This is a genomic window from Microbacterium sp. BWR-S6Y, assembly GCF_041379845.1.
In the GTDB taxonomy this organism is placed as follows: domain Bacteria; phylum Actinomycetota; class Actinomycetes; order Actinomycetales; family Microbacteriaceae; genus Microbacterium; species Microbacterium hydrothermale.
Window position 1 is genome coordinate 173,275 of sequence record NZ_JBFECV010000001.1, and the last position, 23,486, is coordinate 196,760.

Sequence of the window (23,486 nt, forward strand, 5' to 3'; positions counted from 1 at the left end):
GGTCGAGGGGCCCGGCGCGGCGGCGGTTCCGGACACGGCGGTTCCGGGCGCGGCATCGCGGCCGCGCGCGGCGGCGGCGTGGGCGGGAGACGTGATCTCGGGAAGCGTCACTTCTTCTTCCTCTCGAGGAAAGCGGTCATGCGGGCGCGCTTGTCGGCGCTGTCGAACAACTCGGCCTGCAGCTCGCCGTCGATCGCGGGGTGCTCGGCGCGGGGCGCGAGCAGGGCGCGCTTGGTGAGGATCGTCGCGCGGGCGGAGTTGGCCGCGATGCGGTCGACGATCGCGTGCGCAGCGTCGAGCAACGCCTCGGGCTCGTGCACGCTCGACAGCAGCCCCCACGCGAGAGCCTCGTCGGCGTCGATCACGCGAGCGGTGAGCAGCAGCTCGCTCGCGCGGGCGTGACCGACGATCTCGGGCAGTCGCCACGACGCTCCGGCCGCGGCGATGATGCCGAGCCCCGGCTCGGGGTTGCCGAAGCGCACGCGCGGGGTGCCGATGCGGATGTCGGCGGCGTAGGCGAGCTCGGCGCCCCCGCCGAGCGCGAAGCCGTCGACGGCCGCGATCACGGGCATCGGCAGGTGACGTATGCGATCGAAGACCGTGGCGTTGATGCCGCGGCGGGCGTCGTCGCCGGTGCGCTCGCGCAGTTGGGCGATGTCGGCCCCGGCGGCGAAGATCCCGTCGGCGCCGGTGAGGACGAGCGCGCGCGGGTTCTCCTCGAGCTGGGCGCAGAGGGCGTGCAGTTCGTCGACCATCCGCTGGTCGATCGCGTTGCGGCGCTCGGGACGGTCGAGGGTCGCCACGACGCGGTCGGCGGTAGCGTCGATGCGGAGGCGGGGAGCGTCGGGTTCCGCCGCGGGCGCGTCCTGCGGGAGCCCCGGCGCCGGCGCCGTCGTACGCCCATCCTCCGCGAGCTCCCCCGTCGCGTGCCGCGGCGCCGCCGCCACGCGCACATCCTCCGCGATTCGCGCATCCTCAGCCCGACCCGCGGGAGAGGCGACTGAGGTTGCGCGGATCACCGAGGTTGCGCCCGCATCCCCCGCGCCGGCCCGCACCCGGCCCTCCCCCGCGTCAGCCATCGACCCGCTCCACGATCATCGCCGTGCCCTGGCCGACGCCGACGCACATCGTCGCGAGGCCGTATCGCGCGTTCTCTCGCTCGAGGCGGCCGAGCAGGGTCACCAGCAACCGCGACCCGCTCGAGCCCAGCGGGTGTCCGAGCGCGATCGCGCCGCCGTCGGCGTTGACGATCTCGGGGTCGAGACCCAGCCGGCGCATGCACGCGAGTGACTGCGAGGCGAAAGCCTCGTTCAGCTCGACCGCGCCGAGGTCGGATGCCGACAGCCCCGCCTTCGCGAGAGCCTTCTCCGTCGCGGGCACGGGGCCGAGGCCCATGATCTCGGGGGCGAGGGCCACGGAGGCGTGCGAGACGATGCGCGCTCGCGCCCTCAGCCCGTAGCGCTCGACCGCGTCGGTGCTGGCGACGACGATCGCGGAGGCACCGTCATTCAGGGAGCTGGAGTTCCCGGCCGTCACGACCTCGCCTCCCTTCACGACCGGCCGGAGCCCGGCGAGCGCGTCGAGCGAGGTGTCGCGCCGCGGCCCCTCGTCGGTGTCGACCAGGCCTCGGGCGGTCTCGACGGCGACGATCTCGTCGCGGAACCGCCCGGCATCCTGCGCCTGGATCGCCCTCTCGTGGCTGCGCAGCGCGAAGGCGTCGGCGTCGGCCCGCGAGACGGCGTCGACGCGCGCGACCTCCTCGGCGGTCTCGGGCATGGTGAACGTGGCCTTGTCGCGCGCGGCGAGACGCGGATTGGTGAAGCGCCAGCCGATCGAGGTGTCGAACGCCGCCCCCGGCTTTGCCCACGCGCGCTCGGGCTTCGCCTGCACCCAGGGCGCTCGGGTCATCGACTCCACGCCCCCGGCCACGACGATGTCAGCGTCGCCCGCGCGCACCGCCTGCGCGGCCAGCGCGATGGCGCTCATCCCCGAGGCGCACAGGCGGTTCACGGTGAGACCGGGGATCGCGTCGGGGAGCCCGGCCAGCAGCACGGCCATGCGGGCAACGTTGCGGTTGTCCTCCCCCGCCTGATTCGCGGCCCCGAGGATCACCTCGTCGATCGCCTCGGCGGGAACGCCCGCGCGGGCCACGGCTTCGCTGACCACGAGGGCCGCCAGGTCGTCGGGGCGGACGGATGCCAGAGCCCCGCCGTACCGTCCGACCGGGGTGCGTGCACCGCCGATGAGAAACGCCTGCGTCATCGCCATCCTCTCCCCCGCCGGCTCTGGCGGGGTCGCGTCGACCTCGACTGCGAGGTTTTCCGACCGATCGTTCAGTAATCATGCCACGCGGCGGGCGCGGGGGCAACGGGCGGGGCGCGAGATCACGCGATCGGCGCGAGACGACACTTTCGGTGCGGCGCGGCGCGTGTGATCTCGCGCCGAACGTGTGATCTGGCACGGCGGCGGGGCGTCCGGCGGCGGCGGCGGGCGCGGCGGCCGGGGGAAGCGCTGCGGCGGGGCGTACATCGGCGGCGGGGCGCGCACGGTGCGGCGGCGGCGCGGAGACGGATCGCCTCGCGAATCGGTGCCCCCGACAGGATTCGAACCTGCGACGCCCGCGTTAGGAGTGCGGCGCTCTATCCCCTGAGCTACGGAGGCGGGATCGTTCCAGCCTACTGCGCGGCGTCGGCGCGGGTCGCCGCCGACGGCATCGCGGCGCCGGGTTGCGCGCGGAGTCCGGCCGCGATGCCCTCGTCCCATCGCCCGGGCTCGGCGAGCGTGGCCTCGCGCACCTCGACGCCGTCCGGACCGACACTCGCGGCGCAGACGAGCAGCGACTCGAGCACGTGTCCGTCGTGCTCGTCGCGGCGCAGGATCGAGGCCGAGGAGTCGACCGTCGCCCGCTCGACGACGTCGAGCCACGGCATCCACCACTCGGGTCCGTCGGCGATCCCCGCCGCTCGCAACGGCTCGAGCCATCGGGCGATCCGCGGGGTGCCGGGGTCATCAGCGGCGTGGTGCGCGATCATGTGCGTGCCCGGAGCGAGGCGCGTGCGGCGGGCGGAGAGACCGTCCCATTCCACGAGGTGGGCGCCGTCGGCATCCACCTCGACGAGGTTGAAGCCGCGCGTCGCCGGATGATCCGGGATGCCGCGCCCCACCGCCTCGAGGGGGATGCTGCCGCGGCTGACCACCTCGTCGTCGCCGCGGTCGGAGAGGTCCTCGCGGTTGAGCAGCACGGCGAGCCGGCCGGCCCCGGGATCGACCGCGAGCCACGCACCGCCCGCGCGATCGTCGCGAACGCCGATCACCCCCTCGTGCGCGGGCCACCAGGGGCCGAGGCCCCGCCAGGGGCGATCGCGGTCCTCGTCCCGCACGGCGAGCAGCCGGACGGGCTCACCGGCGCTGCGGGGGACGTCGATCACGACCGTGCACATTCCCCCCACGGTACCCGCGCGGCGGGCGGCCGGAGCCGTACGGCGGGCGGCTCGCGGCGTGCGGCTCGCGCTCGGAGCCGGGGTAGCCACCGGCCGAGAACAGGACATCGCTCCGGAACAGGACGCCCCGCCCCGGGGCGTCCTGTTCTCGGCGGATCCCCTGCGCTCGCGCGGGCGCCTGGCGTACTCGCCCGCCGCAGCCGCACGCCGCGAGCCGGACATCACGACGGCCCGCTCGCGGCATCCTGCTCCCGCGCGGCGCGGATACGCCCGCCGACGACCCGGGCGACCTGGAAGACTGGAGCGATGTTCGTCGTCGTGGGAGTGACCGGGGGCATCGCCGCCTACAAGACCGTCGGCCTCGTGCGCGCCCTGGTGAAGGCCGGGCACGACGTGCACGTGATCCCGACCGACGACGCGCTGCGCTTCGTGGGGCTGCCGACGTGGGAGGCGCTCAGTCGCAATCCCGTGACCACGTCGGTGCACGACGACGTCGCGAAGGTGCGTCATGTCGCTCTCGGGCAATCGGCCGATCTCGTCATCGTGGCCCCGGCCACGGCGAACACCCTCGCCTCGATGGCGGCGGGACTCGCGTCCGATCTGCTCGGCACGACGCTCCTCGCCACGACCGCGCCCGTCGTGGTTGCTCCGGCGATGCACACGGAGATGTGGCGGCACCCGGCGACCGCGCACAACATGGAGGTGCTGCGCGGGCGGGGCGTCCACGTCGTGGGCCCGGCCGACGGCGCCCTCACCGGCGGCGACTCCGGCCCCGGACGCATGTCGGAGCCCGAGGAGATCATCGCGGCCGCCCTCGCCCTCGTCGAGGGTCCGCGCGACCTCGACGGCGTCTCGCTCGTGGTCAGCGCCGGCGGCACGCGCGAGCCGATCGATCCGGTGCGTTTCCTCGGCAATCGCTCGAGCGGTCGCCAGGGCGTCGCGATCGCCCGTGCGGCAGCCGATCGCGGCGCGCGGGTGACCCTCGTCGCCGCGCACCTCGACGCCGATGTCCGCCCCGACCCGCGCATCGAGGTCGTCTCGGTGGCGACGGCCGATGAGCTCGGACGGGCGATGGATGCCGCGGCCCCCGACGCCGATGTGATCGTCATGGCTGCGGCGGTCGCCGACTACTCCGTGGCCGCGGTGTCAGAGCAGAAGGTGCGCAAGCAGGACTCCCCCGGCGGGCTGACCCTCGAGCTCGTCGAGAACCGCGACATCGTCGCCGGCCTGGTCGGCGCGCGGCGGGAGGGGCAGACGATCGTCGCCTTCGCCGCCGAGACGGTGGCGGATGACGATGAGCTGCTCGAACGCGCGCGAGCCAAGGCCGCGCGCAAGGGCGTCGACCTGCTCGCCGCCAACGCCGTCGGGTGGACCCGCGGCTTCGAGACGGCCGACAACAGTCTCACGATCGTCGATCGCGGCGGTCGGGTCGTCGCCACGGCATCCGGATCGAAGGACGAGACCGCCCACGCGCTCCTGGATGCGATCGTGGCGGTCCGCGCCGCGCCGCAGAGCTGACGGGCCCCGCACGGCGACGACCGGTGCGGGGCCCGCGGCCCGGGGTCAGTTCTGTTGCAGTCGGTCGACCGCCGCGAGGATCTCGTCGGCCTCGGTGCGCGTCGTGTAGTCGACGTGCACGTCGGCGAAACGGATGGTGCCGTCCGCATCGATCACGTAGACCGAGGGGAACGGGATGCGGGCGGTGTCGTCGGCGTTGCTGTCGGCCACGTCGAATCCGAGCTCGGTGTGGGCCTGGCGGGCGGCGCTGCTCGGCTCGGTGACGATGCCGAAGCCGGCGGCCAACGCGTTCGCCGGGTCGGAGAGCACCGTGAACTCGAGGGAGCCGTTCGTCACGGTCTGCGTCGAGCCCTCGGGGGTCTGCGGGGAGACGGCGATCAGCGCGACTCCGCGGTCACGGAGGGCGGGCAGCAGTTCCTGCTGGTAGGTGCGCAGGGTGATGTTGCAGTAAGGGCACCAGGCCCCGCGATAGAAGACGACCACCGCGGCGGCGCCGGCACGCGCCGCGGCGAAGGACGTCGGCGCGGCGTCGGCGGTGAGGAGCTCGGCGTCGGGCGCGTGGTCACCGACAGCGAGCGCGTGGGAGGGAACTCCCGCGTCGCGCAGATCGGACTGCTCCCCCGCGAACACCGAGGCCAGGCGATCACCGATCTGGGCTTCGAACCCGCCGTTGAACTCGTCGACCTGCTGGGCGATGGACGGTGTGGACATGCGTGGCCTCCCCGGCTCTCTCGGCGTCAGGCGCCGGCCCGAGGAGCGTATGTCGCCCACATAGGGCGAGGCCGGTCGTCGTCACGCGACGATGCACGGCGTCACGAAACGTCACACTCGCGCGCGGTGCCCGACGCGAGACCCGGATGTCGTCACGCGAAACGCCTCACCCGCGCGCGACAGCCGGGTGTCATCACGCGAGACGTCACATCCGCGCGCGACACCCGGGTGCCGTCACGCGGGGTCAGTAGCCGTAGTACTGCAGTTCTTCGATCAGCGGGATGATCTGCCACAGCAGGTAGATCCCCCAGCCGATGATCGCGATGAGCGAGACGACGTTGACGGCGATGGCCACCCACATCGGGGCGAGACCGCCGCGCGTGCGCTTGCGCAGGATGATGGCGCGACCGATCACGTAGACCAGCCCGCTGCTGATGATCACGACGAAGAAGCTCCACGCCCAGTGGAACGGCCGCTCGACCCCCCGCGCGCGCAGCTGGCGCCAGTCGAGGAAGGCGAACAGCACGGTGACGGCGTAGGAGACGACGCTCACCAGCGTGGTCACGGCCGACACGATCGTCTCGGTGGCCGTGGATCCGCCGCCGTAGACCTGCGCGTAGATGGACTCCTGGATGAAGGTGGACCAGTCGAACAGGAACAGCGCGAGCACGCCGACCAGCGGCAGGACGGCCAGCAGCCAGACCCAGACCGTGTTGGTCGCGATGTCGGTGCGCGGGGCGGGGCCCGCCGACGCGTTCGCACCGGGGTAGGCCGGCGCGCCCGGGTAGACGGGCGCACCCGGATAGGCCGGCGGAGTGGAGGATGCCGCGGCGCCGGGGTACGCGGGCGCGGACGGATACGCCGACGGAGCGGCCGCCGATACGGGCGCCACCGGCGGGATGACGGGCGGCACGCTCGCTGCGGGTGCGGCGGGTGCGGGCTCGGGCACGCTCGCTGCGGGTGCGGCGGGTGCGGGCTCGGGCGCGGTGGACGCGGGCTCGGCGGGCGCGGGCTCGGGCGCGGTGGACGCGGGCTCGGCGGGCGCGGGCTCGGGCGCGGTGGACGCGGGCTCGGCGGGTGCGACGAAAGACTCGGACCCGGCGACGGGCCCGGCGGATACGGGCTCGGACCCGGCGACGGGCCCGGCGGATACGGGCTCGGACGCGACGGCGCGCGCGGGCTCATGCCCCGCGACGGGCTCGGCGGACGCGGGCTCGGACGCAGCTGCGGGCTCGCCCCCCGCGACAGGCTCCGGCGTCGTACCGGGCTCGGATGCCGTGACGACCCCCGGCTCGTCCGGAACGGTCGACGCCGCCTCCCGTCCGGACTCCGCTGCACCGGCGGCATCCGATCCCGCGACCGGAGACTCCGATTCGGCCACCACGGCGGCGCTCGACGACTCCGCCTCGGCGGGAGAGGACGCGCGCGGCGATCCGTCGACCGCGCGCACCTCGTCGGTCCAGCTCGCGCCGTCCCAGCGGCGCAGACCGCCGCCGCCTGCGGGGTCGGGGTACCAGCCGTCGGGCGGTGTGGGCGTGTCGGTCATGTCGTGTCCCCTACTGTCTGGTGCGGAACCGGGCGAGATTGCCCCGAGTCTAGTGAGGCCGTCTCTCGTCATCGGAAGTCCCGCGACGCGTGCGAGACCCCGACACGCAGGTCGGTGAACCCGTCGGCGACGACGTTGGTCACGCCCTCGACCGAGCGTTCGAGCATGCCGCGCACGATGAGGGCGGGAGATTCGCGGGCGACGCGGCGGTATCTGTTCCACACCCCCACCGAGCAGATGATGTTCATGAGGCCGTGCTCGTCTTCGAGGTTGAGGAAGGTGATTCCGGATGCCGTGGCCGGTCGCTGCCGATGGGTGACCAGTCCCGCGACCTCGATGCGTCGACCGGTCTCGAACGTCCGCAGTTCGCGCGAGGTGATCACCCCTCGGGCGTCGAGTGCGGAGCGGAAATGCGTCAACGGATGGTCGTCGGCCGAGAGCCCCGTCGCCCACAGGTCGGCGGCGAGCACCTCGTAGCTGGAGGCATCGGTGAACAGCGGGGGCTGCACCGACACCATCGAGTCGGGGAGGAACTCCGGACGGTCCATCGCCGCTGAACCGGCGAGCCAGATCGCCTCGCGTCGCGTGTGCCCGAGGCACTCGAACGCCCCCGCCGTGGCGAGCGCCTCGATCTGCGCGGTGACGAGTCCCGTGCGCCGCACGAGATCGCGCAGGTCGCGGTAGGCGCCCCCGCTCTCGCGCTCCGCGACGATGCGTTCGGCGACCTTCACCCCGATTCCGGTCACCCCCGCGAGCCCCAACCGCACGGCGAAGCCCCCGTCACGACGGTGGGCGAGGGTCTCGTCGGGCGCGGTGGGATCGAACTCCCCGGTCGGGGGCTGGTCCCGGTGCGTACAGGTGTCGCGTCCGGTCGCGGCGCCGACGCCGCGGGGCGGAGTGGCCTGTCGGCCCGCCCCGCCTGCCGGCACGCCCCGCGGAGGCCCTTCGGCGCCGCCGCCCGATGCTCCCGGCGGGGTCTCGGCATCCGCCCCCCTCGCCGGAACCGTGGTGTCGTCGAGCGGTTCGAGCGATGCCTGGACCTCCGAACGCAGCAGGTCGGGGCGGCGCACCACGACGCCGTGCCGGCGGGCGTCGGCGGTGAGGGTCGCGGGCGAGTAGAACCCCATGGGCTGCGCCCGCAGGAGTCCCGCCAGGAAGGCCGCCGGATAGTGCAGCTTGATCCACGAACTCGCGTAGACCAGGAGCGCGAACGACAGCGAGTGCGACTCCGCGAACCCGAAGTTCGCGAACGCCTGGATCTTGGCGTACAACTCGTCGGCGACCCGACCGACCAGGCCGTTCTCGGCCATGCCCGCGTACAGCGTCTCGCGAAGGGAGTCGATGCGCTCGAGCCCGCGCTTCGACCCCATCGCCCGTCGCAGAAGGTCGGCGTCTTCGGCGGAGCAGTTGCCCACGGCCACCGCCATCTGCATGAGCTGCTCCTGGAACACCGGGACGCCCATCGTGCGCGACAGCACCGGCTCGAGCTTGGGGTGGACGTAGGTGATCTCCTCCTGGCCGAGCTTGCGCCGCACGAAGGGGTGCACCGCCCCGCCCTGGATGGGCCCGGGTCGAATGAGGGCGATCTGCACGACGAGGTCGTAGAACTTCCGCGGCTGCAGGCGCGGCAGCAGTCCCATCTGCGCGCGCGACTCCACCTGGAAGACCCCGATCGAGTCCGCCCGGCAGAGCATGTCGTACACGGCCTTCTCTTCTTTCGGCAGGGTCGACAACTCCCACACCTCGCCCGTGGCATCCCGGATCAGGTCGAAGCAGTACTGCAGCGCCGCGAGCATCCCGAGCCCCAGCAGATCGAACTTCACCAGCCCCATCCACGCGGCGTCGTCTTTGTCCCACTGGATGACGGTGCGGTTCTCCATGCGCGCGTGCTCGATGGGCACCACCTCGCCCACCGGTCGATCAGTGAGCACCATGCCACCGGAGTGGATGCCGAGATGCCGGGGCGCCTTCAACAGCTCGGAGGCGAACTCGATCACCTGATCGGGGATGTCGTGATCCGACCCGGTCTCGAGCGTCGCTCCCCACCGCTCGACCTGTTTCGACCAGGCGTCCTGCTGCCCCGGTGAGTGCCCCAGAGCGCGGGCCATGTCGCGGACGGCGTTCTTCGGGCGGTACTGGATGACGTTCGCCACCTGGGCCGCGCGCTCGCGCCCGTACTCCTTGTACACCCACTGGATGATCTCTTCGCGCCGGTCGGAGTCGAAGTCGACGTCGATGTCGGGTTCTTCGTCGCGCAGGCTCGACAGGAACCGCTCGAACGGCAGCTTGTAGAAGATGGAGTCGACCGCGGTGATGTCGAGCAGGTAGCAGACGGCACTGTTGGCGGCCGATCCGCGCCCCTGACACAGGATGCCGCGGCGGCGGGCCTCGGCGACGATGCCGTAGACGATCAGGAAGTATCCGGGGAAGTCCTTCATCTCGATCACCTCGAGTTCGCGCTCGATGCGGCGGCGGTCGTCGTCGGAGAGATTCGGGTACTTCCTCGGCACGGCCTCCCAGACCAGGTGCCGCAGCCACGACATGGGCGTGTGCCCCTCGGGCACCTTCTGCTTCGGCAGGGCCGGCTTGGCCCGGCGCAGGGGGAACGCGATCTCGTCGGCGAGCGCCACCGTGCGCGCCACCGCCCCCGGATACCGGGCGAAGCGCGCGGCCATCTCCGCTCCCGAGCGCAGGTGTGCCCCGGCGTGAGCGGGAAGCCACCCGTCGAGCTCGTCGAGGCCGCGATTCGCGCGCACCGCGGCGACGGCGGCGGCCAGCACCTGCTTCTGCGGAGCGGCGTAGTGCACGTTGTTCGTGGCGAGGGTGGGGAGGCCCCGCTCGGCGGCGAGCGCGGCGAGCACGTCGTTGCGGCGCGAGTCGAGCGGGTCGCCCTGGTCCATCAGCTCGACGTGCACGGCCTCGGGTCCGAACAGCTCGACGAGAGTGTCGAGTTCGCGCGCCGCCCCCGCCGGCCCCTCGAACGCCAGGGCCTGCCGGACCGCCCCCTTGCGGCATCCGGTGAGCACCGCCCACTGGGGGTCGCTCGGTCCTCCGGCGCGTTCGGCGAGATCTTCCAGGTCGTAGACCGGGCGTCCTTTCTCGGCGCCGCTGAGCTGCGCGTGGGTGATCGCGGCGGCGAGGCGGTGGTAGCCCTCTTCGCGTCGCGCGAGCACGAGCAGGTGCGAGCCGGTCGGATCGGCCTCGCCGTTCTGTGGGCCGGGGAGTCCCAGCGACAGCTCGGCCCCGAACACCGTCTTGACCGTACGGGCCTCGGCCGCTTCGGCGAAGCGCACGATGCCGTAGAACCCGTCGTGATCGGTGAGCGCGAGGGCGTGCAGACCGAGGCGTTCGGCCTCTTCGACGAGTTCTTCGGGCGAGGAGGCTCCGTCGAGGAACGAGTACGACGAGTGCGCGTGCAGTTCGGCGTACGGCACGGTGTCGACCGGACGCTCGATCGTCGGCGGCACGTATGCGCCGCGCTTGTGCGACCACGCCGGGCTGTCACCACCGTCGCCGTTCGGCGGAGCGCCGGTCGGACGTCGGGCGTCGCTGAGCAGACGTTCGAGCTCGGACCACTTCACCGGCGGATTGGTCCAGCCCATCAGCGCACCTCCGCGTCGGACGCCGACGGCACGGAGGCCCGCCTGCGGCTAAAGGACGAGCGGGCGGAGGACGAGCGGGCGTCAGTCATAGCGCCCCTCCGCTCGCCATTCCCCCTCTTCGACGACGAGCAGCCAGGCGCCCCCGTCGGCGTCGACGACCTGGAACCGGTGCGCCCGGCGTGCACGCAGGGGATCCCAGCCGCGCTCGCTGATCGGCCAGGGGCCCGCCCACTCCTGGATGCGTCGGCGGTGCCCGGCCGTTTCGAGCACCGCCGGCGGAGCGCTCAGCACGTCGCGCTCGCCCACGGTGACGGGTGCTCCCGCGATGTCGGTGACCCCCACCAGCCGGGGCTCGGGGTAGACGGTGGTCGGGAGGGGGTCGGGGAGGCTCCCCGGCCAGGGGCGCGTGCGTTCTTTCGCGGTGACGGCCCGGTCGCCCCACGGCACCAGCACCTGCCGTTCGGCGAGCCATCGCCCTCCGCCGATGACCGGCGTCACCACCGCGCGGTGGCCGAGCATCGCCTGCACGCGCGAGAGCGCGTGGTGCACGCGCTCGTCGGGCCCCGCCCCGAACAGCCCCCGGGCGTGGTGCGCGGCGGCGTCGACGGCCTCGGGCTCGATGTGCACCCCCGCCACCCCGCTGCCGAAGATCCCCTGGGCGTCTTCGGCGAGCTGCCAGCGCACGCGGTCGACCACCCCGGCGGCGTCGAACGAACCGGGGTGCAACCACACGCGTTCACTGCGTTCCCCCCGTTCGCCGGTCAGCACGACGCGCAGTTCGGTGCAGACGAGATCGTGCGCGCCGAGGCGCGCGATGAACTCCTCGGCCGCCACGCGCATGCCGAAGGCGATCTGGTCGGCCAGTTCGAGGGGAGGCTCGAAGGCGACGTCGCGGTGGAGCTCGGGCGGGGGCGTGCGCGGCTGCACCGGTTGCGAATCGAGTCCCCCGGCCAGGGCGTGCAGGCGCACCCCCCGCTCGCCGAACCGCTCCCGCATCCTCTCGACCGGCAGCCCGGCCAGATCGCCGAGGGTGTGCACCCCCAGGCGCGAGAGGAGGCTGCCGAACTCGTCGTCGTCGAGGGTCGCGATCGACAGCGGCGCGAGGAAAGCCCCCGCCTCTCCGGGCGGTACGACGCGCACGGGCTCGTCGGCGCCGGCCGCGCGTGCCGCCTGCTCGGCGGTGAAGACGCCGTCGGCTACGCTCGCGCGCACACCGCCGTACCCGTCGTCGTCGAGCAGGCGGATCAGCGTGCGCGCCGCCTCGAGCTCGCCCCCGTAGTAGCGGGCCGGACCCCGCGCCCGCAGGGCGCACAGCCCCGGACGCACCACCTGCACGCCGGGGGCGTGCTCCTCGATGCGGGCGACGACGGGGGCGAACGCTCGGGCGTCGCGCACGGGGTCGGCGGCCACCACCTGCAGTCCCGGGCACAGCGCCTGCGCGTCGCGTCGCTTCTGACCGCGTCGCACGCCCTGCGCGCGCGCCGCCCAGGAGCACGCGACGACGAGGTTGTTCGCGAACACCGCCACGGCGGCATCCGGCCGGGGTGGGGACACCGCCTCGCGCACGAACGCCGTGATGGGCCAGTCGGGGAACCACAGCACGAGGCTGCGCGTCGGCGCCGCCATCAGCCCACCGCCCGCACGGGGAAGGTCTCGCGCTCGCGCGGGACGAGGCGCTCGGCGGGGGCGCCCAGCAGTTCGATCGAGCCGTCGGCCGCGGGGAGCATCATGCGGGCACGACGGGGGTGGGGCGAGCGACGACTGCTGACCGACACCGTGAGCTCGCGACCGGCGAGATACCCGTGCCCCTGCCCGAGTCCCGCCCATCGCGGATCGGCCACGTCGATCACGGCCTCGGCCTGCGGCCAGGCGCCCTGCACCAGCAGCACCGACCCGCGGTCGCGCAGGCGCGCGGCCAGTCGGGTGGTCTCGGCCCCTCCCCGCGCGGCCGCGGATCCGGCCGGCGGGCGCACGGCCACCACCGGCAGCACCTCGGTGATCGTCGCGGTCACCGCGAGCCAGCGCGGACCCGGGTCGGGGATGAAGACGAGCCGGTCGAGGTCGAGGCCGTACTTCTCGGCGGCCTCCGCCCCCAGCTCGGGCATGCCGATGACCCCGCACCAGGCGCCGTCTTGAGATGGGCGCGCCATCAGCGCCAGCAGCAGCGACGCCGACCGGGCGAGGGCGTACGCCGAGCCCGAGCGCAACCCTCCCCCGGGCAGAAGCGAGGAGAATGCCGGATGCGTCGGGAGCACGGGGGCGTCCATGCGCCGCCCCTGCATGCGCTCGAGGCGATCGCGCAGCGCGGTGATGTCGGGTACGGCCTGTACCTGGTCTCTCACGATCGCCCTCACTCCCACAGGTTAGAACATGTGTTCTACTGTCTCAATCCCTGTGGGTCGAAGATACGATCGACCTCCGACATCGCTCCGATCGCCTCCCACCATCCCGGAGGGCGTACCCTCCCGCGTCGAGGACGTGCGCGTCAAGGATCGACGACGGACCCCGTTTTCAGAGAAGATGAAAAAAGACGGAAGGTCCCCCCATTGGTCGTCGAAACAACGATCCGTCGCGATGATCTGCGACGGCAGGCCCGGCGTCGTGACGTCTCGCGCGTACGACGCCTGGCCCTGGTGCGCGTGATCGTCATCCTGTCGGCGGCGACGGGGATCAACTACATCACCTGGCGCTGGCTGGCGTCGGTGAACTGGGAGTCCTGGTGGATCGCGGTCCCGCTCGTCCTCGCCGAGACGTACAGCCTCATCGATTCCCTCCTCTTCGGCCTCGGCGCGTGGCGGCTGCGCGAGCGTCACGACGCTCCCCCGCTGCGCCATGACGTGACGGTCGACGTCCTCGTGACGACCTACAACGAGCCCCTCGACCTCGTCATGGAGACCGCCCGCGCCGCCAAGGCGATCCGATATCCGCACGAGACCTGGATCCTCGACGACGGCGACCGCGCCGAGCTGCGCGCCCTCGCCGAAGCCGAGGGCATCGGCGTCATCACCCGTTCGGAGGCGTGGCGCGACCGCCCGCGCCACGCCAAGGCCGGCAACCTCAACAACGCCCTGATGGTCACCGAGGGCGAGTTCTTCCTCATCCTCGACGCCGACCAGATCCCCTCCCCCGACATCCTCGACCGCACGCTCGGCTGGTTCGAAGACGACCGCGTCGCCCTCGTGCAGACGCCGCAGTGGTTCACCAACGTGCCGGCCAGCGATCCGCTCGGCAGTCAGGCGCCGCTGTTCTACGGCCCGATCCAGCAGTCCAAGGACGGGTGGAACGCCGCCTTCTTCTGCGGCTCCAACGCGATCCTGCGCCGCGAGGCGCTCATGCAGCTCGGCGTTTCGCGCTACGTCGGCGAGGTCACGCTCGCCGTCAACCGCGGCATCCGCTCCTCGCGTCGCGTCCTCGCCCGCGCGCGGCGCGAGCACGCCTCCGACGCCCGGATCGTGGCATCCCTCGATCGCGTGTCGGTCGCGCTCGACGACCTCAAGGCGGGGATCGCGCGCGGCGACGCCCTCGCCGACCTCACCTACGCCTTCCAGCGGCAGATCATGGCGGTGCGCCGCGAGCTCGCCGACCAGGACATCGCCGAGGTGCGCGCCGAACTCGCCGAACTGGCCGAGGTCACGGGCGACCCGGCCGCCCTCGCCGCTCTCGACGACCTCGCCCTCGAGGCCCTCGGCGAGCGCAGCCTGTCGCCGCTGGCCGCGGTGGAGTCGGTCAGCATGCTCGTGGAGTCCTTCGACGTCGGGCGCGAAGAGGAGGCGCAGGCGATCATGCCCCTCGCCACGATCTCGGTCACCGAGGACATGGCCACCTCGATGCGCCTGCACGGCCTCGGCTGGAAGTCGGTGTACCACGACGAGGTGCTCGCGAAGGGCCTCGCCCCCGAGGACCTGCCCACGATGCTCACCCAGCGCCTGCGGTGGGCGCAGGGGACGATGCAGGTGATGTTCCGCGAGAACCCGCTCGTGCAGAGGGGGATGAGCTGGGGCCAGCGCCTGATGTACTTCGGCACGATGTGGAGCTACCTCTCCGGTTTCGCTGCCCTCGTGTACGTCGCCGCCCCCGTGCTGTACCTGTCGTTCGGGGTCATGCCCGTGCAGGCGTGGAGCGTGGACTTCTTCGCGCGCTTCATCCCGTTCTTCGTCATCAACCAGCTGCTCTTCCTCGTCGTGGCGAACGGACGACCGACCTGGCGGGGCGCGCAGTACTCGCTCGCCCTGTTCCCGGTGTGGATCCGCTCCGTCACGAGCGCCTTCGACAACGTCTACCGCGGCCGTTCGCTCGGCTTCTCGGTGACTCCGAAGACCCGGTCGCTCGAGAACCGTCCCCGGTGGGACCTGGTCAAGCCGCAGCTGTGGGTGATGGGCGCGCTCGTCGCCTCGCTCGGCGTCGTCGCGATCCGCTACGCCGTCGGCCAGGCCGAGGGCATCGCGCCGCTCGTCAACATCGCCTGGGTCCTCTACGACCTCGCCGTCTTCAGCATCATCATCCGTGCGGTGCTGTACTCCGCCTCCGACCACCTACCGAAGGGTTACTGACATGCTCCAGGTCGACATCGATTCCCGCACCGACGGAACGGTCGTGACCCCGCGCGGCCGGCTGACGATGGTGTCGGCGAAGTCGTTCCGCGAAACGGTGACCGCCGAGATCACGCGCGGCGCGGGCGACATCGTGGTCGTCGACCTGTCGCAGACCGAGTTCGTCGACTCGTCGGGACTCGGCGCCCTCGTGGCGTGCCTGAAGACCGCCCGTCAGGCGGGGGGCGATCTGCGACTGGCCGCACCGAGCGAACAGGTGACCATGGTCCTCGGTCTCACCAACCTCGACCGCGTGCTGCGTCCCCGCCCGAGCGTCGACGAGGCCCTCCGTGACTGACGGCGACGCGCGCGGCTCGCTCGACGCGGCCGTCGCCCCGGCCAGCCTCGAGGCCATCTTCGACCTGCTCGCCGGATGGTGGGACGAGGTGGGCGAGGTGACGCCGTCGACGCGGTTCGGCTTCGAGACCGCGGTGATCGAGATCGCCGGCAACATCGTCGAGCACTCGCGCGGGGACTCCGATGCGCGTCGGTTCACGCTCGACCTCTTCGCGGATGCACAGAGGCTGGTCGCGACGTTCCGCGACGACGGCGATCCTCCCCTGCTCGATCTCGCGTCGGTGCGCATGGCGGATGCCGAGGAGGAGAGCGGCCGCGGCCTCGCCCTCGCCAACGCGGGGGTCGACGACGTCGACTTCCGCCGCGAGGGCGATCGCAACGTGTGGACATTGGAGACGAGAAGGACGTGACGCGCGCGGTGCGACGGATCGCGGCGGCCGTGGGGGCCGCCGCCGCGCTCCTCCTCCTCACCGGCGCTCCCGCTCTCGCCGCCGCGACACCCGCGGCGGTGCCCGTCCCGGGCACGATCACCGCACCACCGACGCCGACGGCCGATCCCGCGCCGACCTCGACGCCCGCCGCCCCCGCCACCGACGGCGTGCGCTTCGGGCCCGAGCTGAACTGGGGCGACGACGGCCCCGACGGGTACCGCACCCGCCTCGGCGAGACCCCCGCGATGTACAGCGTGCGCGTGTCGTATCCGCTCGACGCCCGCTCGATCTCGGAGTGGCAGCACGCCGCCCTGCAGGTCGCTGCGCAGGGGGCGTCCCTGGTGCTGACCCTCGAGCCCTCGGTCGAGCTCGCGGCCCTCACCGAGGCCGACGCCGCCGAGCTCAACACCCGGCTCGAGCGCTACCGCTCGCAGTACGGCACCGAGCAGTTCGTGCGCTTCGCCCCCGAGATGAACGGCTCCTGGGTCTCATGGGGCCAGCAGCCCACCGCCTACGTGAGCGCGTTCGAGACGGTGGCCGCCGCGGTGCACGCGGGTTCGTCCGCGGCCGAGACGGTGTGGAGTCCCTCCTACGGCGCCGGATACCCCTTCGAGCGAGCCGACGGTCGCCTCGACGCCATCACGGCGCGCGACCGCGTCGCGATCGACACCGACGGCGACGGCCTGTTCACCGAGGCCGACGACCCCTACGGCCCGTACTTCCCGGATGCCGACTCCGTCGACCGCGTGGGCCTGTCGCTCTACTACTTCGGCAAGGGCGAGTCGGCCGCGGCGGCAGGCCGCGACGTCCCGCTCGAGCTCAACACCGCTCCGCAGGACGGCGAGGTCGCCGCCCGCCTCGACGAGCGGTGGGGGTACACGACCACCCCGCGCGCGTCGTTCTACGACCGGTTCGCCGTGGGCGAGGGCAAGACCCTCCTCCTCGACACCGGCGCCCTTTACGACTTCGGGCGCGACGGCGATTCCGAGCTGTCGGTGAAACGCGGGTGGTGGACGCAGGTGCTCGCCGAGCTGGACCGGCATCCCCTCATCTCCGGGGTGACGTGGCTCGAGGTCGTGCGCGACGAGGCCGAGGCCGGCGGACGGCAGGTCGACTGGCGGGCGACGGCGAACGGAGAGGTGGCCTCCGCCCTGCGCGACGACCTCGTCTCGACCGGACTCATCCGCTGGGGGCCGGTCTCCGACGTCGTCACCCCCGCTCGGGGCTCCGCAGCGACCGTGCAGGTGCGCCAGGCCGGGGCCGATCCGAACGAGGAGATGAACTGGATCACCGGCAGCGCTGCCGTCCTCGCGGTGGCGTTCCTGGCATCCGGGATCATCGGCCGGGCCCTGCCCAAGTGGCGCTACGACGACACCTCGGCCAGTCGCGACCTGCGCATCGACATGGTGCGCGGCTTCATCATCGTGGTCGTGGTCGTCACGCACATCGAGGTGACGAGCCCGTTCGCGTACGCCTCTCTGAAGGCGATCGGCGCGATCACCGGGGCCGAGCTTTTCGTGCTGCTCAGCGGCATCGTGCTCGGGATGGTCTTCCCCGCGGCGGTCGCGAGGGCCGGGGAGTGGGGCGCCGCGGTGGCGGCGTGGGGACGCGCGCGCAAGCAGTACATCGTGGCGCTCGCGGTGATCCTGCTGATCTTCGCGATCGGTTTCGTGCCCTTCGTCGACGCCTCCGCGATCACGACGTTCACCGACCGCGGAACGGGCGAGGGCGGCACGGGCGACAGTGGCCGCGTGTACGACCTGTATCCCAACGGCGAGCGCCTGCTCGACTATCCGCCCCCGTGGTACGCGGTGCGCCAGTTCCTCCTGCTCGAGATGGGGCCCTGGCCGTTCAACATCATGGGTCTGTTCGTGGTGCTGAGCCTGGCGTACCCCGCCCTGATGTGGCTCATCAAACGCCGCCTGTGGTGGCTGGTGCTCGCGCTCAGCTGGGGCGTGTACGCCCTGCACGGCTTCGCGCCCGAAGCTCTGCGCCTGCCCTCGCAGTTCGATGCGGTGTTCCCCCTGGCGCTGTGGCAGGTGCTGTTCACCCATGGCCTGGTCATCGGCTTCTACCGCCGGCAGATCATCCGGGCCCTCACCTCGCTCCCGGGCAAGATCGGGGTGGGGATCTTCGTCGTCGGCTATGCCGGCATCCTGGTGTACCTCTGGGCGGGTCAGGCCTACGGCTTCACCCCCGTGCCCTTCCCCGCCGACCTCTACGCGAATCTGTACGACTCCGGCTATCAGCGCATCTTCCTCGAGTGGGGGCGACTGCTCGACCTGCCCCTCGTCCTGGTGTGCAGCTACGCGGTGCTGACGGTCGCCTGGAAGCCGATCGAGAAGAGCATGGGGTGGCTGTGGATCCCCCTCGGCCAGGCCAGCCTGTACGTGTTCATCGTGCACGTGTTCTTCGTGCTCGCCGTGGCGAACATCCCGGGGCTCGACCGCGGCAGCCTGTGGCAGGGCACGCTCATCCACGCGGCGGTGATCGGGATCATCTTCGCCATGGTCCGCTCGCGCTTCCTGTTCCGCGTGATCCCCCGCTGAGCCCCGGAGAGCACGGATGCCGGGACCCGCGCGTCTGCGCGCGGACCCGGCATCCGGATCGGTCAGTGCACCGACAGCACGACGGCCGTGACGTCGTCGTCGACCTCGTGCGTCGAGACCTTGAGGGCGAGCTCGTCGAAGAAGCCACCCGGGTCGGCGGCCGCCCGCAGGTCGTCGCCGATCATGCGGAGGCTCTCGAGGGTGGAGTCGTACGCGTCGAGCGCCCCGTCGGAGACGCTCACGAGCAGGTCGCCCCGTCCGACCCGCACGCGGCCAGGCTCCCACTCGACGTCCGCGGGCCGGAGCCCGAGCGGCAGGTTGCGGGAGTCGAGCCGCTCGCTCGTTCCGTCGGCGTGCAGCACGAGGGTGAGCCCGTGCCCGGCGTCGACGAAGTCGACGGCGCCCGAGGCGGCGTCCACGACCGCGTGGAACACCGTCGCGAACACGTCGCGGTAGCGACCGTCGGAGCGGGCCTCGGCCTCCACCGACAGCATGGCCTCGACCGGCTGCATGTCGCGTCGCGCCTGCAGTGCTCCCAGCAGTGCCTCGGCGACGGCCCCGGCCGCCTCCCCCTTGCCCATGACGTCGGCGAGGGTGAGCACCACCCTGCCGCCCACTTGCTGCCATCCGCTGCTGTCGCCACTGACGACGCCGTGCGGGATCGCGAGGGCTGCCAGGCGCACGCCTTCGGCGCCGTCCAGGCCGTCGCGCGTCGGGGCGGGATCGGCCGCTGCGGCGTGCCCCTCGTGGTCGCTCTGGCGCACCTCGGCCTGCGCCCAGCGTCCGAACTGTTCGAGAGTGGCGCGCTGCGCGGCGTCGAGGGAGCGCGTGTCGGAGTCGAGGAGGCACAGCGTGCCGACGGCCTCCCCGTCGTCGGTGCGCAGAGGGAAGCCGGCGTAGAACCGCATCCCGTACTCCGTCACCGCGGCGATGTCGCGGAACCGTTCGTCGGCGGTGGCGTCGTCGACCTCGAGCAGGCCGTCCTGTTTGACGGTCTCGCCGCAGAACACCGCCTCGAGCGGCGATCGGCCGAAGCGCGGCCCCTCGGGCTGCGACTTCGTGTAGATCTCGTCGGCGTCGACGATGTTCACCAGGGCGTAGTCGACGTCGAACAGTTCGCGCGCGAGACGGGTGATCCGGTCGAAGCGTTCCTCGGGCGGGGAGTCCAGCAGGCCGGTCCGCTCAGCGGCCGTCGCGGGGGCGGGGGTGTCGGTGGTCATCGAGGGTCGTCCTTCCGCGTGAGGCGTCTCGCCGCGCTGTTCCGCGGCGACCGGCACTCTCTCGCGTACGCGGACGAAGCTCGACTCGAAGACTCCCCCGCGTCGTCGCGGAATCGATCGCGCCGACATTCCGACCCTATCGAGGGGATCCGCGGCGAGGGCGATTCTGCGCAAGACGGCCACCGGGGCCTCGGCTACAGCAGCCGGAGGTCGGCCTCCATCGCCGCGACCTCGCGGAGCATCGCGGGCACGAAGCGCTCGCGCACCACCTCGTCGGCGTGACGGCCGCTGCTCATCGACACGTTCACGGCCGCCGCGACTTCCCCGTCGCGCGCACGCAGGGGGACGGCCACCGAGGTCAGTCCCGGCTCGAGCTCGCCGTCGACCATCGCCCACCCGCGCTCGCGCACCCGCTGCAGCTCGGCGCGCACGGCGTCCGGGTCGGTGAGGGTCTGCGGCGTGTAGGCGGGCAGCGGCGCCGCGAGGACGGCATCCACGATCCGGTCGTCCGCGTGCGCGAGCAGCACCCGCCCCATGCTCGTCGCCGTCGCGGGGAAGCGCGTGCCCACGGTGATGCCCACCGACATGATTCGCCGCAGCGGCACGCGGGCGATGTAGACGATGTCGGAGCCGTCGAGCACGGCCGCCGAGGCGCTCTCGTCGGTCGCGCGCGAGAGCGCCTCGAGGTGCGGTTGCACGACGTCGGGGAGGGTGGACGCCGACAGGTAGCTGAATCCGAGCTCGAGCACGCGCGGGGTCAGCGTGAACAACCGCCCGTCGCTGCGCACGTACCCCAGGCTCTCGAGCGTGCGGAGGAATCGGCCGGCCGCGGCGCGCGTGACGTCGGCGCGGCGGGCGACGTCGCTGAGCGTCAGCGAACGGTTCTGCGCGTCGAAGGCGCGGATGACGGCGAGGCCTCGCGCGAAGGCCTGCACGGTCTCGGGGGCACCCTGCTCGTCCACCGCCTCACCCTATCCGCGCGTCAGCGCTCGAGGACGACGGCGAGGCCCTGACCCACCCCGATGCAGATCGCGGCGACCGCGACCCCTCCGCCCCGGCGCTTCAGCTCGTGCGCGGCCCGGGCGATGATGCGGCCGCCCGAGGCGCCCAGCGGGTGGCCGATCGCGATGGCACCGCCGTTCTCGTTGAGGAGCGCGGGGTCGAGGGCCGTCCACAGTTTCGCGCACGCGAGGGTCTGCGAGGCGAACGCCTCGTTCAGCTCGACGAAGCTCACCTCGTCCCAGGACCGGCCCGCGCGGGCAAGAGCCCGGTTCGCGGCCTCGACGGGGGCGACGCCGAACACGTCGGGGTCGTTGCCGAACGCGGCCCGCCCGGCGATGCGGGCCAGGGGCTCGGCATCCAGCGCCCCCTCGGCGCCCAGCAGCACGGCGGAGGCGCCGTCGTTGATCGGCGAGGAGTTGCCCGCGGTGACCGTGCCGCCGGCGCGGAACGCGGGGCGCAGCCCCGCGAGCACCTCGGCGGTGGAGTCGTCACGGATTCCCTCGTCGCGCGCGAGGGCGTGCCCCTCGACCTGCACGATCTCGTCGGCGAAGCGCCCCTCGGCCCACGCCCGGGCGGCGAGGCGGTGACTGCGCGCGGCGAAGGCGTCCTGCTCCTCGCGCGAGATGTCGTGGATCTCGGCGAGCTTCTCGGCGCTCTCGCCGTTCGAGATCGTCCAGTCCTTCCGCAGGCGCGGGTTGGTCATGCGCCAGCCGATCGAGGTGTTCCACATCGTCTGGTTCGCCGCGGGGAAGGGCCGCGGGCTCTTCTCGACCACGAAGGGGGCGCGGGTCATCGACTCGACGCCGCCCGCGAGGATCACCTCGGCGTCGCCCGCCTCGATCGCGCGCGAGCCCTGGATCACGGCATCCAGAGACGATCCGCAGAGGCGGTTGATGGTCGTTCCGGGCACGGACGACGGGAAGCCCGCGAGGAGTGCCCCGAAGCGCGCCACGTTGCGGTTGTCCTCGCCCGCCTGGTTCGCGTCGCCGAAGATCACGTCCTCGATGCGGGCGGGGTCGATGCCGGTGCGCTCGACGACGGATGCCATGACGGTGGCCGCGAGGTCGTCGGGGCGCACGTCGGCGAACGCTTTGCCGTGCCGCGCGAAGGGCGTGCGGACGGCGTCGTAGACGAAGGAAGCGGGCATGGGTCAGGACTCCAGTTCCAGGCCGAGGAGCTGCTCGATCTCGGCGTGCGTGTTGTCGCCGAACAGCTCCCGCACGCGGAAGCCGTCGGCGGTGACGTCGAAGACGCCGTGGTCGGTGTAGACGCGCGAGACGCACCCGACGCCCGTCAGCGGGTAGCTGCAGGATGCGACCAGCTTGGGCTCGCCGCCCTTGGTGAGCAGGTCGGTCATGACGTAGACGTCCTTCGCGCCGATCGCGAGGTCCATCGCCCCGCCGACCGCGGGGATCGCCCCGGGCTCGCCGGTCGACCAGTTCGCGAGGTCGCCGCCGGCCGACACCTGGAACGCCCCCAGCACGCAGACGTCGAGGTGCCCGCCGCGCATCATCGCGAAGGAGTCCGCGTGGTGGAAGTAGGCCGCCCCGGCGAGCGCGGTGACGGGCTGCTTCCCGGCGTTGATGAGGTCGGGGTCGATCCGGCCGCGCTCGGGGGCGGGACCCATGCCGAGCATGCCGTTCTCGGTGTGCAGCACGATCTCGAGCCCCTCGGGCAGGTAGTCGGCGACGAGGGTGGGCGCGCCGATGCCGAGGTTGACCACGGCGCCCTCGGGGATGTCGGATGCCACGCGCGCGGCGAGCTCGGAGCGCGAGATGCGGGTGGTCATGCGGTGCCCTCCTCGGACTCCAGGGGTCGGCCCTCGATGTCGACTCCGCCGACGAAGGCGCCGTCGCGGAGCCAGCGACGCTCGCCGACGGCGACGACACGGTCGACGTACAGACCCGGGGTGATGACGCCCTCGGGGTCGAGGGATCCCAGCGGCACGATCTCGTCGACCTGCACGACGGTGGTGGTCGCGGCGGCGGCCATGATGGGTCCGAAGTTGCGGGCCGTCTCGCGATAGACGAGGTTGCCCCAGCGGTCGGCGGCGCGGGCGCTGATGAGAGCCACGTCGGCGCGGATCGGGTACTCGAGCACGTAGTCGCGCCCGTCGATGCGGCGCGTCTCCTTGCCCTCGGCCAGCTGCGTGCCGAAGCCGGTGGGGGTGAAGAAGGCGCCGATGCCCGCCCCGGCCGCGCGGATGCGCTCGGCGAGGTTGCCCTGGGGCACGAGCTCGAGCTCGACCTCGCCGGCGCGGTAGAGCCGGTCGAACACCCAGGAGTCGCTCTGCCGCGGGAACGAGCAGATCATCTTGCGCACCTGACCCGCCGCGAGGAGGGCGGCGAGACCGGTGTTCCCGTTTCCGGCGTTGTTGTTGACGACGGTGAGCCCCGATGCCCCGTGGGCGATGAGCGCGTCGATGAGCTCGACCGGTTGACCGGCTCGACCGAAGCCGCCGATCATCACGGTCGCACCGTCGCGGATGCCGGAGACGGCGGCCGCGACGTCGGGGACGGTCTTGTCGATCATGCGTCGACGTTCGTTGAGCGAACATGCATTCGCCTAGCGTACACCGCTA

General features: G+C 72.4%; 18 protein-coding genes and 1 tRNA gene. 5 read left to right on the plus strand and 14 right to left on the minus strand.

The annotated features are described in order from the left end of the window. Positions 1 to 107 precede the first annotated feature (107 nt). The 4 genes from AB1K56_RS00765 to AB1K56_RS00780 form a co-directional block, all read right to left on the minus strand. Positions 108 to 827, minus strand: a complete 720-nt coding sequence (locus tag AB1K56_RS00765) for an enoyl-CoA hydratase/isomerase family protein (RefSeq protein WP_371204642.1) — start codon at positions 825 to 827, stop codon at positions 108 to 110. A gap of 244 nt (positions 828 to 1,071) precedes the next feature. Further along, the gene (locus tag AB1K56_RS00770; protein WP_371204124.1) at positions 1,072 to 2,262 is read right to left on the minus strand and encodes an acetyl-CoA C-acyltransferase; all 1,191 of its coding nucleotides are present in this window, start codon (positions 2,260 to 2,262) and stop codon (positions 1,072 to 1,074) included. Positions 2,263 to 2,588: 326 nt separating this feature from the next. Further along, positions 2,589 to 2,661: transfer RNA gene (locus AB1K56_RS00775), tRNA-Arg, on the minus strand. Between the two features lie 14 nt (positions 2,662 to 2,675). Further along, a complete protein-coding gene (locus AB1K56_RS00780) occupies positions 2,676 to 3,440 on the minus strand; it encodes an NRDE family protein (RefSeq protein WP_371204125.1) in 765 nt (254 codons plus the stop codon). A 306-nt stretch (positions 3,441 to 3,746) separates the two neighbouring features. Here AB1K56_RS00780 and coaBC point away from each other — a divergent pair, with 306 nt between their 5' ends. Continuing rightward, entirely contained in the window at positions 3,747 to 4,958 is a 1,212-nt protein-coding gene (coaBC, locus tag AB1K56_RS00785) for a bifunctional phosphopantothenoylcysteine decarboxylase/phosphopantothenate--cysteine ligase CoaBC (protein WP_371204126.1), read from the plus strand. A 45-nt stretch (positions 4,959 to 5,003) separates the two neighbouring features. Here coaBC and AB1K56_RS00790 read toward each other — a convergent pair whose 3' ends face one another. From AB1K56_RS00790 to AB1K56_RS00810, 5 genes are all read right to left on the minus strand, one after another. Beyond that, a complete protein-coding gene (locus AB1K56_RS00790; protein ID WP_371204127.1) occupies positions 5,004 to 5,669 on the minus strand; it encodes a peroxiredoxin-like family protein in 666 nt (221 codons plus the stop codon). 244 nt (positions 5,670 to 5,913) lie between these two features. Further along, positions 5,914 to 7,215: a DUF2510 domain-containing protein gene (locus AB1K56_RS00795; protein ID WP_371204128.1), complete on the minus strand. Its 1,302-nt coding sequence runs from the start codon at positions 7,213 to 7,215 to the stop codon at positions 5,914 to 5,916. 68 nt (positions 7,216 to 7,283) lie between these two features. After that, positions 7,284 to 10,817: an error-prone DNA polymerase gene (locus AB1K56_RS00800; RefSeq protein ID WP_371204129.1), complete on the minus strand. Its 3,534-nt coding sequence runs from the start codon at positions 10,815 to 10,817 to the stop codon at positions 7,284 to 7,286. An 81-nt stretch (positions 10,818 to 10,898) separates the two neighbouring features. Continuing rightward, positions 10,899 to 12,443: a DNA polymerase Y family protein gene (locus tag AB1K56_RS00805; RefSeq protein ID WP_371204130.1), complete on the minus strand. Its 1,545-nt coding sequence runs from the start codon at positions 12,441 to 12,443 to the stop codon at positions 10,899 to 10,901. Continuing rightward, positions 12,443 to 13,159 carry a hypothetical protein gene (locus AB1K56_RS00810; RefSeq protein WP_371204643.1) on the minus strand — a complete coding sequence of 239 codons (717 nt, stop codon included), beginning with the start codon at positions 13,157 to 13,159 and terminating at the stop codon, positions 12,443 to 12,445. Before AB1K56_RS00810 ends, AB1K56_RS00805 begins: the two co-directional genes overlap by 1 nt. 291 nt (positions 13,160 to 13,450) lie before the next feature. Between AB1K56_RS00810 and AB1K56_RS00815 the strand changes: the two genes are divergently transcribed. Genes AB1K56_RS00815 through opgC form a run of 4 tightly spaced genes read left to right on the plus strand, consistent with a single transcriptional unit; the run spans position 13,451 to position 18,683 of the window. Next, positions 13,451 to 15,367: a glycosyltransferase family 2 protein gene (locus AB1K56_RS00815; protein ID WP_371204644.1), complete on the plus strand. Its 1,917-nt coding sequence runs from the start codon at positions 13,451 to 13,453 to the stop codon at positions 15,365 to 15,367. A gap of 1 nt (position 15,368) precedes the next feature. Next, positions 15,369 to 15,704, plus strand: coding sequence for an STAS domain-containing protein (locus AB1K56_RS00820; protein ID WP_136586607.1), 336 nt, complete (start codon positions 15,369 to 15,371; stop codon positions 15,702 to 15,704). Then, the gene (locus AB1K56_RS00825) at positions 15,697 to 16,113 is read left to right on the plus strand and encodes an ATP-binding protein (protein ID WP_371204131.1); all 417 of its coding nucleotides are present in this window, start codon (positions 15,697 to 15,699) and stop codon (positions 16,111 to 16,113) included. Before AB1K56_RS00820 ends, AB1K56_RS00825 begins: the two co-directional genes overlap by 8 nt. Further along, entirely contained in the window at positions 16,110 to 18,683 is a 2,574-nt protein-coding gene (gene opgC, locus AB1K56_RS00830) for an OpgC domain-containing protein (protein ID WP_371204132.1), read from the plus strand. Before AB1K56_RS00825 ends, opgC begins: the two co-directional genes overlap by 4 nt. Before the next feature lie 62 nt (positions 18,684 to 18,745). On the opposite strand, the gene AB1K56_RS00835 is transcribed toward opgC, so the two are convergent. From AB1K56_RS00835 to AB1K56_RS00855, 5 genes are all read right to left on the minus strand, one after another. Next, on the minus strand, positions 18,746 to 19,903 hold the full coding sequence (locus tag AB1K56_RS00835) for a PP2C family protein-serine/threonine phosphatase (protein WP_371204133.1): 1,158 nt from the start codon (positions 19,901 to 19,903) through the stop codon (positions 18,746 to 18,748). Positions 19,904 to 20,097: 194 nt separating this feature from the next. Next, on the minus strand, positions 20,098 to 20,865 hold the full coding sequence (locus AB1K56_RS00840; RefSeq protein WP_371204134.1) for an IclR family transcriptional regulator C-terminal domain-containing protein: 768 nt from the start codon (positions 20,863 to 20,865) through the stop codon (positions 20,098 to 20,100). Between the two features lie 20 nt (positions 20,866 to 20,885). Further along, positions 20,886 to 22,052, minus strand: a complete 1,167-nt coding sequence (locus AB1K56_RS00845) for a thiolase family protein (protein ID WP_264631812.1) — start codon at positions 22,050 to 22,052, stop codon at positions 20,886 to 20,888. Between the two features lie 3 nt (positions 22,053 to 22,055). Continuing rightward, on the minus strand, positions 22,056 to 22,694 hold the full coding sequence (locus AB1K56_RS00850; RefSeq protein WP_371204135.1) for a 3-oxoacid CoA-transferase subunit B: 639 nt from the start codon (positions 22,692 to 22,694) through the stop codon (positions 22,056 to 22,058). Then, positions 22,691 to 23,437, minus strand: a complete 747-nt coding sequence (locus AB1K56_RS00855) for a 3-oxoacid CoA-transferase subunit A (protein WP_371204136.1) — start codon at positions 23,435 to 23,437, stop codon at positions 22,691 to 22,693. The genes AB1K56_RS00850 and AB1K56_RS00855 overlap by 4 nt, the downstream gene beginning before the upstream one ends. Positions 23,438 to 23,486 lie beyond the last annotated feature (49 nt).